The following is a 12,639-nucleotide window of genomic DNA, read 5'->3' on the forward strand; positions in this document are numbered from 1 at the left end:
TGTGGCCGGTGGGGCCTTTGCAGTAGGGGACTGACATGAAATTTCTCGATCTTGCAAAGGTCTACATCCGGTCCGGGGCCGGCGGTGGCGGGTGCGTCAGCTTTCGGCGTGAAAAATACATCGAATACGGCGGCCCCGATGGCGGGGACGGCGGCAAAGGCGGGTCTGTCTGGGCCGAGGTTGTGGATGGGCTGAACACCCTGATCGATTTCCGTTATCAGCAGCATTTCTTTGCAAAAAGCGGCCAACCCGGTCGCGGCCAGCAAAGGACTGGCAAAGATGGTGACGACATCATTCTGCGCGTCCCTGTTGGCACCGAGATTTTGGACGAAGACGAAGAGACCGTGATCGCTGACCTGACGCAGGTGGGCGAACGCGTCTTGCTGGCCAAAGGTGGCAATGGCGGCTTCGGCAACCTGCACTTCAAATCGGCGACCAATCAGGCGCCGCGCCGCGCCAATCCAGGGCAGGGCAGCATCGACCGGACCATCTGGCTGCGCCTGAAACTGATCGCTGATGTTGGGCTTTTGGGTATGCCGAATGCCGGGAAATCGACCTTTTTGGCAGCCACATCAAATGCGCGCCCCAAGATTGCTGACTATCCCTTTACAACGCTGCACCCGAACCTTGGCGTTGTCGGCGTGGACAACGTGGAATTTGTCGTCGCCGACATCCCCGGTCTGATCGAAGGGGCGCATGAAGGGCGCGGGATCGGTGATCGCTTTCTGGGTCATGTGGAACGCTGCGCGGTCCTGTTGCATCTGGTTGATGGCACCTCTGAAACGGTCGCCGAGGATTACCGGACAATCATTCACGAGCTTGAAGCTTATGGCGGGGCGTTGGCAGAAAAGCCGCGGATCACAGTGCTCAACAAGATCGATGCGTTGGATGAGGAAGAGCTTGAAGCGGCCAAAGCCGAACTGCAAGAGGCTGTTGGTGGCCCGATCATGACCATGTCCGGCGTCGCCCGTCAGGGGGTCACCGAAGTGCTGCGCGCCCTAAGAACCCAAATTGACGAAGATAGGCTGCGCCAGAAGCCTGTCGAGGAGACGACGACGTGGCGGCCCTAACGGCTGCAAACCGATTGGTCGTCAAAATCGGATCCGCCCTGTTGGTGGATCGCGAAACGGGTTTGTTGCGGTCGGATTGGTTGCAGTCGCTTGCACAGGATGTTGCCTGGCTCAAAGGGCAGGGCACAGACGTCATTCTTGTTTCCTCGGGGTCCATTGCTCTGGGACGCGGTGTCCTGAACCTGCCTGCAGCCACATTGGCGCTCGAACAATCTCAGGCTGCGGCGGCAGTTGGGCAGATCCGACTGGCCCGCGCCTATGAGGAAGCGCTGACGCCGCACCAAATTACGACCGCTCAGGTCCTGGTTACACTGGAAGACAGTGCCAATCGTCGCCGTTATCTGAATTCGCGCGCAACGCTAGAGACCTTGTTGGGTTTGGGCGTGGTTCCGATTGTGAATGAGAATGACACCGTAGCAACGGATGAGATCCGCTATGGCGACAATGACCGTTTGGCGGCTCAGATCGCGGTGACCGTTGGCGCGGATCAGTTGATCCTGCTCTCGGATGTGGATGGGTTCTATAGCGGCAATCCCAGCGAAGACGCCTCGGCCAGGCGCTATGACGTGATTGATCAGATCACGCCCGAGATCGAGGCGATGGCGGGCGACGCCGGATCCGGCCTGTCAAAGGGCGGTATGAAAACCAAATTGCTTGCGGCGAAGATGGCGATTGCCGCAGGCTGCACAATGGCTATAACTGAAGGGTCGACGCTGAACCCTTTGAAATCCCTTAATAATGGTGCAAACTGCACTTGGTTCACAGCGACACTCGATCCGCATGCAGCCCGGAAACGTTGGATTTCAGCGATGAAACCTCGTGGCGAAATTACCGTTGACGCGGGTGCGGCGAATGCGTTGGCAAATGGCAAAAGTTTGCTGCCTGCCGGAATTGTTGCAGTAAACGGAGAGTTCGGGCGCGGTGATCCGGTTGCGGTTCTAGATCCTCAGTCCCGACGACTGGCACAGGGCCTCAGCCGTTATACGGCGCAGGAAGCCGACGCAATCAAAGGGCGCAGATCGTCGGAGATCGAGGCGACTTTGGGCTATCCGGGCCGGGCGGCACTGATCCACCGCGACGACTTGGCGCTTTAGCGGCGCATTGTTACAGAAAGCTACCGACCAGAAAGGCACGTGATATGAAGGATTTCGATAACATCCCCGCCCTGATGACCGATCTTGGGACACGCGCCAAGGCAGCATCAGCGGAACTCGCCTTTGCAAGCGCGGAACGCAAACACGCGGCCTTGATCGCAGCGGCCGAGGCGGTTTGGAACAATCGCTCTCAGATCATCGCGGCCAACCAGAAGGATATGGAGTTTGGTCGCAACAAGGGCCTGAGCCCTGCGATGATGGACCGTCTGATGCTGGACGAGGCGCGCATTCAGGGCATGGTCGATGGCTTGCGTACCGTCGCGGAACAGGGCGATGCGGTGGGTGAGGTGCTGACGGAATGGGATATGCCGTCAGGTCTGAATATTCAGCGCGTGCGTACCCCGCTGGGTGTGATCGGTGTCATCTATGAAAGCCGCCCGAACGTAACTGCAGACGCAGGTGCTTTGTGCCTGAAATCCGGCAATGCCGTGATCCTGCGGGGTGGGTCCGAAGGGTTTCATTCGTCCGCCGCCATTCACGCCTGTCTAGTCGAAGGTCTGAGGGCTGCGAACCTGCCCGAGGATGCCATCCAACTGGTCCCAACGCGCGACCGCGCTGCGGTTCAGGAATTGCTGACCTTGACCGACTACGTTGACGTCATCGTTCCGCGCGGTGGCAAGGGGTTGGTCGGCTTGGTCCAACGCGAAGCGCGGGTGCCGGTTTTTGCCCATCTCGAAGGCATCGTTCACATCTATGTCGACAAAGCCGCTGATCCGCAGAAAACCCTGGATGTCGTGCTGAACGCAAAGACACGCCGCACAGGTATTTGTGGCGCGGCTGAATGCCTACTGATCCATGAGGATGTCGCTGAGACGCTGGGGCAAGACATCGTCGTCGCCCTGTTGGCGGCAGGTGTTGAGGTTCATGCCGAAGGCTCTTTGGCTGTGGAGGGCACTGTTTCGGCCTCGGCCGATGATTGGGGTAAAGAATACCTGGACAGCATTATCGCCGCCAAACCTGTCGCTGACATTGATGGCGCCATCGCGCATATTCGCGAATATGGCTCGAACCATACGGATTGCATCATGACCGAAGATGCCTCTGCCGCCGCCAGGTTCTTTGAACGGTTGGACAGTGCAATCCTGATGCACAACGCATCAACTCAGTTTGCTGATGGTGGTGAGTTTGGAATGGGTGCTGAAATCGGGATTGCGACCGGCAAAATGCACGCCCGCGGCCCGGTGGGGGCAGCCCAGTTGACCAGCTTTAAATATCTTGTCCGCGGAAACGGGACGACCCGCGCCTAGAAACTGAGGGTAACGCGGGTCGGGGCGGTCTCGACCGTAATTCTTCGGCCCATGGCCGCGGCGCTTTCGGGCAACAAGGCAAATTGCACCTGAGCAGGTGTGATTTTGTTGGGAAAACGCCCGGTCGCGACGTTTTTCCAAAGGTCACTGTCGACATTCAGTTTGTCGGCGGTGCCTGTCACCTCCCACTTGTCGCCATGCGCGGTAATCCGGACCTCACCACCCATTGGCATTGCAGTTTCGCAGCACATAAGCGCCAAAAAGGCCAGTTTGACCTGATTGCGAGGTATTGCATCCGTCAGGTGCCAATGCACTCGAACACGACCTGCGCGTTCAACGTCTTTCAGAAGATCTGCCACCTCGGTCCGACCCAGGGGCTGATCGCTGGCGGGCCCAAAGGCAACCCTGAAAAAGCGGATCCGCGCCCCGGCGCTGCCGACACTGCCCGAAATAAGTTCCATCTCCGGGCCTTGCACTGCACCAACCATATCCAAAAGCTCTAACCCGTTGGTAATCGCCCCAATCGGGCTGATCAGATCGTGACAGATCCGAGAGCCGATCAACTCGGCCAGGTTGACGTCTGATGCGCCCATGCGTACCTCCTGCTGTATCTGACGCCGGACCGGAGCCCAAGCATGACAGATCTGAATGCCATTTTCGCACCGGGCATGTTCGTGCGCCACCCGGATTTTCCCGACTGGGGCGTCGGACAGGTTCAGTCCAACATCGCAGGCAAGATCACCGTGAACTTTCGCGAGCAGGGGAAAGTGGTAATCGATGGAACACGCATCGCCCTGATGCCCGTCTTTGATCCGTGAAACTGGTTTAGGAATAGTTAACAGGATAGCCGGTTGCCGTCTGGTTGCCTTTGCCTGAAAAACTGCGATATCTGCGCATCAGATACATAGGATCAAACTTTCTGACATGCCCGACGCAGGCCCTTCGTTCACCATTCGACTTGCTGACTCAGCCGAAGACCTGCGCGCAGCGCAACGACTGCGCTATGACGTGTTCGTGCGCGAACTCGGCGGCGGCGGAGAGATGGTCGACCATGACGCGGGGTTGGAGCAAGACAAGTTTGATCCGTACTTCGATCACATGCTGGCTTATGACGATACAACTGGCGAAGTTGTCGGCGTTTACAGGCTTTTACCGGGTGATCGTGCCGCAGAATTGGGGCAGTATTACTCCGAGGACGAATACGATCTGACCGTCCTGAAACAAAGCGGTCGCAAGTTGCTGGAGCTCGGCCGCTCCTGCCTGCACCCGGATTACCGGGGCGGCACCGCCATGTACCACCTGTGGAACGGGCTGGCTGGCTACGTCGCAGAGCGTCAGATCGAAATCCTGTTTGGTGTGGCCAGCTTTCACGGCACAGATGTAACCGAACTGGCTCAGCCATTGTCGATGCTGCACCACAATCACTTGGCCCCGAGCGATCTGCGAGTCCGTGCGCAACCGGATGTGTTTCAATCCATGAACTTGGTTGAGCCTGAGGCTTTGGACCGTCGCGCGGCGATGATTCAGGTGCCTGCACTGATAAAGGCTTATCTGCGGCTCGGCGGATTTGTGGGCAAGGGGGCGTTCATCGACCAGGCGTTTAACACCACCGATGTCTGTTTGATCCTGGACACCGCGCGCATGAACGACCGGCAGAAACGAATTTATGGCGGAGCGTGACCCGATGACTGCGCCTCTCTGGAACAGTGAAGACGCACCTGACCCGATAGACTTGGGTGTTGTTGGCTGGTGCTTTGTGGTGGTGCGCGGGTTACCTTTGGCGATTTTCGTCTTCGGTGGGCTGATCGTTCTGTTGGTCCTCCGGCTGTTTGAACGTCCGTTTTTTGGTGTCCGCCGTCCTGTCACGCCTTTCATAACCCAGTTTGTGTGCCGAAACGCGTTTCGCATTCTGGGCATCGGATTCCAAACGTCGGGTAGTTTGATGCGGGAACACGGGGCCGTGGTGGCAAACCATTCATCATGGCTGGATATTTTTGCCCTCAACGCGCGCAAACGGATTTACTTTGTCTCCAAGGCAGAAGTCGCGAAGTGGCCTGGTATCGGCTGGCTGGCCCGGGCAACTGGCACCGTCTTCATCGAGCGAAACCCCAAAAAAGCACGCGAACAAACACGGATTTTCGAAACACGGTTAAACGCTGGCCATAAGTTGTTGTTCTTTCCCGAAGGCACGTCGACCGACGGGTTACGTATTTTGCCATTTAAAACAACGCTTTTTGCGGCGTTCTTCGCAGATGAGTTGCGCAATAAAATGTATGTGCAACCCGTATCCGTGGTCTTTCACGCACCCAAAGGTCAGCCCGACAGGTTTTACGGCTGGTGGGGCGATATGGAATTCGGACCACATCTGTTGAAGACGTTGGGCGCGCGCCGACAAGGTTCGGTTGAGTTGATTTACCACGCCCCGGCCCGGGTGAGTGATTTTGAAAACCGCAAAGCCCTGGCGGCATATTGCGAAGAGGCGGTCCGGCACGCGCATGCGCTGGCCCGACTTGAAAAATAAGGGCATTTGGCCCTTGCACAGCGTTAAATCCTGCCGTATACGCGCGCCATTCAAACCCGCAGGCGGGGTTTGGGCTTTGTAGGGGAGACATCCTTATCTGGCCCGCCGGTTGGAGCATCCGCTTCTTTCAACCCCCGCCGAGGCGTAAACCGGAAAAGGAAAATAGCATGGCTCTTCCCGAGTTCACCATGCGTCAGCTGTTGGAAGCTGGCGTTCACTTTGGTCACCAGACACAGCGTTGGAATCCCCGCATGGGCCCGTTTATCTACGGCTCGCGCAATGGCATCCACATCATGGACCTGACCCAGACTGTTCCAATGCTGGATCAGGCGCTGCAGGCTGTTCGTGACACCGTTGCCAAAGGTGGCCGCGTTCTGTTCGTTGGCACCAAGCGTCAAGCAGCTCAGCCGATCGCCGAAGCCGCTGAAAAGTCGGCCCAGTACTACATGAACCACCGCTGGCTGGGCGGCACGCTGACCAACTGGAAAACCGTTTCTCAGTCCATCAACCGTCTGAACCAGATCGACGAAGCGATGGAATCCGGCGCCGAAGGCCTGACCAAGAAAGAGCGTCTGGGCATGGAACGTGACCAGGGCAAACTGCAGTCGTCGCTGGGCGGTATCCGCGAAATGGGCGGCGTTCCTGACCTGCTGTTCGTCATCGACGTCAAAAAAGAAGCACTGGCCATCGCCGAAGCCAACAAACTGGGCATCCCGGTTGTGGCTGTTGTCGACACCAACTGCTCACCCGATGGTGTGGATTACATCATCCCCGGCAATGACGACGCAGCGCGCGCGATCTCGCTGTATTGCGATCTGGCCGCACGTGCCGCTCTGGACGGCATGACCGCTCAGATGGGTGCTGCTGGTGTTGACCTGGGCGCGTTCGAAGAAGCGCCGGTTGAAGAAGTCGTTGCGGAAGAGCCCGCGGTTGAAGAAGCCGCAGAAGCCGCGCCGGAAACCAAAGCCGAAGCGTAAGCTGCCCGTCACGTAAATGACATATGGGGCAGGGTATGACCTGCCCCTAATCCGTTTGAATTGAGGAGAGCCAAGAGATGGCAATCACAGCAGCAATGGTGAAAGAACTGCGCGACACAACCGGCGCAGGCATGATGGACGCAAAGAAAGCACTGACCGAAACCGGTGGCAACATGGACGAGGCCGTCGATTGGCTGCGCACCAAAGGTCTGGCCAAAGCGGCCAAGAAATCGGGCCGTACCGCAGCCGAAGGTCTGGTTGCAGTGCACGTTAACGGCGGCACCGGTGTTGCAGTCGAAGTGAACTCGGAAACCGATTTTGTCGGCAAGAATGCCGAATTCCAGGAAATGGTCGGCAAGATCGCATATGCCGCTGAAGGCGTTGATAACGTCGAGGCTCTGCTCGCTGCTGATCTGGGCGGCAAATCGGTTGCCGACACGCTGACCGACAAGATCGCGACAATCGGCGAGAACATGTCGGTGCGCCGCATGTCCAGACTGTCGGGTGACACCGTTGTGTCTTACGTGCACAACGCGGCCACTAACGGCATGGGTAAAATCGGCGTTCTGGTCGCTCTGACTGGTGGTGACGAAGCGATCGGCAAGCAGATTGCGATGCACATCGCCGCTGTGAACCCCGCAGCCCTGTCCGAAGCGGACATGGATCCGGCTGTTGTCGAGAAGGAAAAGCAGGTTCAGATGGACATCGCCCGCGAATCCGGCAAGCCGGAGCAGGTGATCGAGAAGATGATCGTTGGCCGTATGAAGAAATTCGTGGCGGAATCGACACTGATGAACCAGGCGTTTGTTGTGAACCCTGACCTGACCGTAGAAGCAGCGGCCAAAGAAGCAGGCGCAACCATCACTGGCTTTGTCCGTCTGGAAGTTGGCGAAGGCATCGTGGTTGAGAAGGAAGACTTCGCAGCCGAAGTTGCAAAAGCCGCTCAGGGCTAATCAAAAGTGTAGGGGCCGTTCAGGGCCCTATCACCAAGCTGGAACGGGTTACGCGTCGCGTAGCCCGTTTTTTTTTAAGCCAACTCAAATCCGCCATTGAACAAGAAGTTGAATGGAGGGCCCCGCATGATGGGGATGGTCGAGGCCCCCCAAAATTCCGACACCGGTACGCGGATAAATAAACGCCCCCTTGTCAGAGTGATTGGAGAGCTCTGTTATTGCAAAGATCCAACCGAATGTTCCCTGGCTAAAGCCACCACTCACGGAACAAGGATACTGTGCAACTTTCCTGCCAGATTCGGATAGTCATGTTTTCCTTACCCTAGGTAAAGTGACGCAGTCTCGCGTCAACTCAGCTGGTTCAGGCTTCGACGACAAACATCTGATTGTGCAATGATGCCTTAAGAACAGCCTGCGCCGTGGTTTCAACGGACAAGGCTTCCCGGGCAAGTCGCAGGTGTTTTTCAACCGTCGCCGAGGTCAACCCCATAAGCAACGCAATGTCTTGTGTTGTTTTGCCATCGCCGACCCATTGCAACGCCTCGCGCTGGCGTTTGGTCAGGCCGCGATTTGGCGGGCTGTGGGGCAGGGTCAGGATCTTCAGATGGGCGACATTGTTCATCAGAAGAATGTCATTTCCATGATTCTCCCAAGCTTCATCAACGTCATCCTGGGTTCTGCCATCTTCTGCAGACAGCGAGATCGCGCCTTTTGAGCGGATGGAGACGGAGTTGAAGCTGACGGTATACCCCGCAACAACCCCCTTGGATTTATTGAAATCAATGACGCGCTGCTCCTGAGGCGTTAGCACCCCACTGGAAACCATGTCCTGAATCATATTCCAACTTGCCGCACCTTCATGATCCAGCGCCCATTTCAGCATTGGCGCATGGAAATACAATCCGTCGCCCAGAAAACCGTCTACATACGACCGGCTGTGGTTCGTAAGAATTGTGAAGTCTTCAGGATCCCCCAGCGATGTCGCGGTCCGAAACTGCGTGTACCCATAGATCAACCGGTCAAACCCATACTCGGCCATCTGCCGGCAATGCGCGTCCCAAAGCTCTTCCAGGGTCTTGGCGTAGGTTACAAAGTGCAGGTATTCCTTAAGCTTCATGCGCCGCTCCCCGGAGTCAGGTGGGCTGCCAGCGCGTCCAACGCGAAGATGTAGCCTTGGGCTCCAAACCCGCAGATTTGGCCCAACGCAACCGGGGCAATGTACGAACTGTGGCGGAATGCCTCGCGCGCATGGATATTCGACAAATGCACTTCCACAACCGGCAATTCGACAGAGGCAAACGCATCCATCAGGGCAATCGAAGTATGCGTCAAAGCGCCTGCATTCACAATCAAACCATCCTGAACACCCCGAGCGGCGTGGATCGCATCAATCAAAACGCCCTCGTGGTTGGATTGAAGATGTGACACATTCAGCCCGACAGATGCACCGTGTTTGGTGCAGCGATCTTCGATCATCCCTAGAGTGGTTGCACCATACACCTCTGGCTGGCGCGTACCCAGCAGATTGAGGTTCGGTCCATTCAGTACCAAAACGTCATGCATTACTAATTTATCCCCATTACAAGGTTCATAGACATGAATTGGTATGGTTGTCCACCTGACTTTACCTCAGCGGGTTAAGGGTATTCGGGATACATGTTTTTGGCGTAGGGAACGGGTTTAATCCATGGTCACTACAAGTTTTCCCAAGACAGATCGCTGAGATAGATTTTCCAGCGCTTCAGGCGCGTCTCGTAGTGGAAACCGGGCGCTGATACGTGGCTTGATCTGACCCGCCGCGTAATAGTCAAACAGCTCTTTGACGTTCTCCGCATGCGCCTGTGGGTCCCGAAAGACGGACGCCCCCCAAAAGACGCCTATGATCTGACAGCCTTTTAGCAACGGAAGGTTAAGCGGGATGTTCGGAATTCCGGCGGGAAAGCCAACCACAAGGTATCTACCTTTCCACGCCATACTGCGCAAAGCAGGTTCGGCACAGGGCCCGCCAACCGCGTCATACACGACATCCACACCGCCGGCCCCGGCCAGTGCCTTAATGTCGCGCGCAAAAGGCTTCTGCGCATCCTGGTCCATTTCACGCGGATAGAGGATTGTGTCGTCCGCACCGATCTGGCGGCAAAATTCCGCCTTCTCTGGCGACGACACAGCTGCGATCACACGGGCGCCCATGGCTCTGCCCAGCTCAATAGCTGCAGACCCCACGCCACCAGCTGCGCCCAAAACCAACAGAGTTTCACCAGGTTGAATCGCGGCTCGATCTTTCAGAGCGTGATAGGAGGTGCCATAGGTGAAGATGAAACAGGCGGCATCCTCGTATGGCATCGCATCCGGGAATTTGAGTGCCGTCGCCGCCTTGACCACCACCTGCGTCGCGAACCCTCCGTGCCCGGTCAACGCCAGAACGCGATCTCCGACCGCGAATCCCTTGACCCCTTCACCCACAGCCAGAACGTCGCCTGCGATTTCTCCGCCCGGGGCAAAAGGGCGGGGTGGTTTCATTTGGTACAGATCCCGGATGATCAATGTGTCCGGAAAATTGACACCGGCGGCCTTTACACCGATTAGCAAATCACCCTTACCTGGTTTGAGATCGGGCAGGGTGGTCAGTTCCAGTGTCTCGGGCCCGCCGGGGGCGACGCTGAGTAATGCTTGCATGTCGACGGCCTTGTCCCTGTTAATCTGTAAGGAAGAACTTTTGGTGCACCGACCTGGGTTGTCAACGGCGCAGACGCCCGGGTCCCGCGACGGCAAGTTTGGACATTCCGGGACGCCGCGCCGCATATAACTGAGGAGCAGACCATGACACCCGAAACTCTTTTCTCGCTGCACGGTAAAACCGCACTGGTCACCGGAGGGGCAACCGGAATTGGTCGTATGGCGACCGAAGCGCTGGTTCGGGCCGGGGCACATGTTCTGATCGCGTCGCGCAAAGGTGATGCATGTGCTGCCGTGGCGGCCGAGCTGAACGATTTGGACGCCCCGGGAAGTGCAGATGGGTTTGCTGGTGATCTTGGCAGCAAAGAAGGGATCGCTACCCTGGTCGATGACATTAATTCCCGCACGGATAAACTTGATATTCTTATGAATAACTCGGGCGTTTCGTGGGGCGCACCGATGGGTCAATTTCCCTACGAAGCTTGGGAAAAAGTCATGTCCGTCAATGTCGCGGGCATTTTCGAGCTTACCCAAAGGCTGCTGCCGCTGCTGATGAAATCCGGATCACCGGAAGATCCTGCCCGGGTTGTCAACGTTGGTTCCGTCATGGGTGAAGTTCCGATGGGGGACGGCGCGTACAGCTATTCGGCGTCAAAGGCGGCAGTGCTGCATTTGACCAAGATCATGGCGAAAGAGCTTTCGCCTTATAATGTGACCGTTAACGCGCTGGCTCCGGGGCCGTTTGTGTCCCGCATGACGGCTTTTGCCACAGCTGATGAGGGCACGCGCGACAAGGTTGGCAAATCTGTACCTTTGGGACGCGTCGGGCGGGATGAAGATATCGCAGGGTGTATGCTGTTTCTGTGCGGTCGAGGCGGCAGCTATGTCACGGGTGCTGTGATTCCGGTTTCTGGTGGTATCAATGTGGTGACAGCGGGCAATATCTTTGCCGAAGCCATGTAATCGCGAGTGCAGAAAATGAGCAACGACAATACGTTAGACCTGTCGGCTGTAGATACTTATCTGTCTGCGCATCTAAGTGGCTATCAAGGCCCATTGGAGGCTTCCAAATTCCCGGTCGGCCAATCCAATCCGACTTATGAGTTGCGTACTCCGAACCGATCTTATGTATTGCGTCGCAAACCGCCCGGAACATTGTTGAAATCAGCACATGCAGTTGATCGTGAGTTCCGGGTGCAGCACGCGATTGCGGGCAGCAAGGTTCCGGTGCCCGAAATGTACCTGCTCTGCGAAGATGACAGCGTCATCGGCTCGACCTTTTACGTCATGGAGCATCTGCAGGGCCGGGTCTTTCTGGAACCCGCGATGAAGGGCGAAAGCAACACGACCCGGACCGCCATTCTGGACGAGATGAACCGCGTTCTGGCCGAGCTTCACATGGTGGACATAGACGCAGCCGGACTGTCCGACTACGGACCAACCGGGAACTATTTTGAGCGGCAAATCTCTCGGTGGACCAAGCAGTATCGGGCCTCAGAGACCACGGTGATCGCCGATATGGATGCGCTGATTTCAGCTTTGGAAGCCTCGATCCCAGTGGATGACGGTCAAAGAACACTGGTTCATGGCGACTATCGGATCGACAACCTGATGTTCGCTGCGGACAGCGCCAAGTGCATCGGAGTGCTCGACTGGGAATTGTCAACGATTGGGCACCCTTACGCCGATCTGGCTGCCGTCATCATGCAGTGGCAGATGCCTCCGGGCAAAGAAGGCAGGGGGTTGGCCGGTATTGATCGCGACAGTCTGGGCCTGCCCAGTGATCAGGCATTTATCGCGCAATATTGTGCTCGGCGCGGCATCGACCGGATCGAGAATTTTGGATTCTATCTGGCGTTCAATTTTTTCCGCATGGCAGGTATTCTGCAAGGGGTTTACAAACGTGCTTTAGACGGTAACGCGTCCGATCCCAAACGCGCCCAAGCGTTTGGCGCCTATGTTCCTGTCTTCGCACGGCATGGGTTGGCGGCACTTGGAAAAACCTTATAAAAGCACGGTAACACTCTGTTTTCATAAGATT

Annotated in this window: 14 protein-coding genes; 10 read left to right on the plus strand and 4 right to left on the minus strand. The window is 56.8% G+C overall.

What is annotated here, in order from left to right; genetic code table 11:
- Positions 1–35: 35 nt before the first annotated feature.
- Genes obgE through D9K61_RS22600 form a run of 3 tightly spaced genes read left to right on the plus strand, consistent with a single transcriptional unit; the run spans position 36 to position 3,471 of the window.
- Positions 36–1,070: a GTPase ObgE gene (gene obgE / locus D9K61_RS22590; protein ID WP_120635436.1), complete on the plus strand. Its 1,035-nt coding sequence runs from the start codon at positions 36–38 to the stop codon at positions 1,068–1,070.
- A complete protein-coding gene (gene proB, locus D9K61_RS22595) occupies positions 1,058–2,164 on the plus strand; it encodes a glutamate 5-kinase (protein ID WP_120635437.1) in 1,107 nt (368 codons plus the stop codon). The genes obgE and proB overlap by 13 nt, the downstream gene beginning before the upstream one ends.
- A 44-nt stretch (positions 2,165–2,208) precedes the next feature.
- Positions 2,209–3,471, plus strand: a complete 1,263-nt coding sequence (locus D9K61_RS22600; RefSeq protein WP_120635438.1) for a glutamate-5-semialdehyde dehydrogenase — start codon at positions 2,209–2,211, stop codon at positions 3,469–3,471.
- Here the strand turns inward: D9K61_RS22600 and D9K61_RS22605 are convergent.
- On the minus strand, positions 3,468–4,064 hold the full coding sequence (locus tag D9K61_RS22605; protein WP_120635439.1) for a histidine phosphotransferase family protein: 597 nt from the start codon (positions 4,062–4,064) through the stop codon (positions 3,468–3,470). The genes D9K61_RS22600 and D9K61_RS22605 overlap by 4 nt on opposite strands.
- A 42-nt stretch (positions 4,065–4,106) precedes the next feature.
- On the opposite strand from D9K61_RS22605, the gene D9K61_RS22610 reads away from it, so the two are divergent.
- From D9K61_RS22610 to tsf, 5 genes are all read left to right on the plus strand, one after another.
- Positions 4,107–4,289, plus strand: a complete 183-nt coding sequence (locus D9K61_RS22610) for a DUF3553 domain-containing protein (RefSeq protein WP_120635440.1) — start codon at positions 4,107–4,109, stop codon at positions 4,287–4,289.
- A gap of 106 nt (positions 4,290–4,395) precedes the next feature.
- Positions 4,396–5,151, plus strand: a complete 756-nt coding sequence (locus D9K61_RS22615) for a GNAT family N-acetyltransferase (RefSeq protein WP_120635441.1) — start codon at positions 4,396–4,398, stop codon at positions 5,149–5,151.
- A gap of 4 nt (positions 5,152–5,155) precedes the next feature.
- Positions 5,156–5,992, plus strand: coding sequence for a 1-acyl-sn-glycerol-3-phosphate acyltransferase (locus D9K61_RS22620; protein WP_120635666.1), 837 nt, complete (start codon positions 5,156–5,158; stop codon positions 5,990–5,992).
- Between the two features lie 167 nt (positions 5,993–6,159).
- Positions 6,160–6,969 (plus strand): 30S ribosomal protein S2, encoded by an 810-nt coding sequence (gene rpsB, locus D9K61_RS22625; protein ID WP_120635442.1) that lies wholly within the window; start codon positions 6,160–6,162, stop codon positions 6,967–6,969.
- A 77-nt stretch (positions 6,970–7,046) separates the two neighbouring features.
- Positions 7,047–7,922, plus strand: a complete 876-nt coding sequence (gene tsf / locus D9K61_RS22630) for a translation elongation factor Ts (RefSeq protein ID WP_120635443.1) — start codon at positions 7,047–7,049, stop codon at positions 7,920–7,922.
- A gap of 361 nt (positions 7,923–8,283) precedes the next feature.
- Here the strand turns inward: tsf and D9K61_RS22635 are convergent, their stop codons facing one another.
- From D9K61_RS22635 to D9K61_RS22645, 3 genes are all read right to left on the minus strand, one after another.
- Positions 8,284–9,039: a LuxR family transcriptional regulator gene (locus tag D9K61_RS22635; RefSeq protein WP_120635444.1), complete on the minus strand. Its 756-nt coding sequence runs from the start codon at positions 9,037–9,039 to the stop codon at positions 8,284–8,286.
- Positions 9,036–9,485 (minus strand): type II 3-dehydroquinate dehydratase, encoded by a 450-nt coding sequence (gene aroQ, locus D9K61_RS22640; RefSeq protein ID WP_120635445.1) that lies wholly within the window; start codon positions 9,483–9,485, stop codon positions 9,036–9,038. The genes D9K61_RS22635 and aroQ overlap by 4 nt, the downstream gene beginning before the upstream one ends.
- A gap of 117 nt (positions 9,486–9,602) precedes the next feature.
- Complete coding sequence (locus tag D9K61_RS22645; protein WP_120635667.1) at positions 9,603–10,598, minus strand: NADPH:quinone oxidoreductase family protein; 996 nt, start codon at positions 10,596–10,598, stop codon at positions 9,603–9,605.
- Between the two features lie 144 nt (positions 10,599–10,742).
- Here D9K61_RS22645 and D9K61_RS22650 point away from each other — a divergent pair, with 144 nt between their 5' ends.
- Both D9K61_RS22650 and D9K61_RS22655 read left to right on the plus strand, forming a co-directional pair.
- The gene (locus D9K61_RS22650; RefSeq protein WP_120635446.1) at positions 10,743–11,561 is read left to right on the plus strand and encodes an SDR family oxidoreductase; all 819 of its coding nucleotides are present in this window, start codon (positions 10,743–10,745) and stop codon (positions 11,559–11,561) included.
- A 15-nt stretch (positions 11,562–11,576) separates the two neighbouring features.
- On the plus strand, positions 11,577–12,608 hold the full coding sequence (locus D9K61_RS22655; RefSeq protein WP_120635447.1) for a phosphotransferase family protein: 1,032 nt from the start codon (positions 11,577–11,579) through the stop codon (positions 12,606–12,608).
- Positions 12,609–12,639: the final 31 nt, after the last annotated feature.

The organism is Ruegeria sp. EL01 (genome assembly GCF_900313035.1).
Lineage (GTDB): Bacteria > Pseudomonadota > Alphaproteobacteria > Rhodobacterales > Rhodobacteraceae > Ruegeria.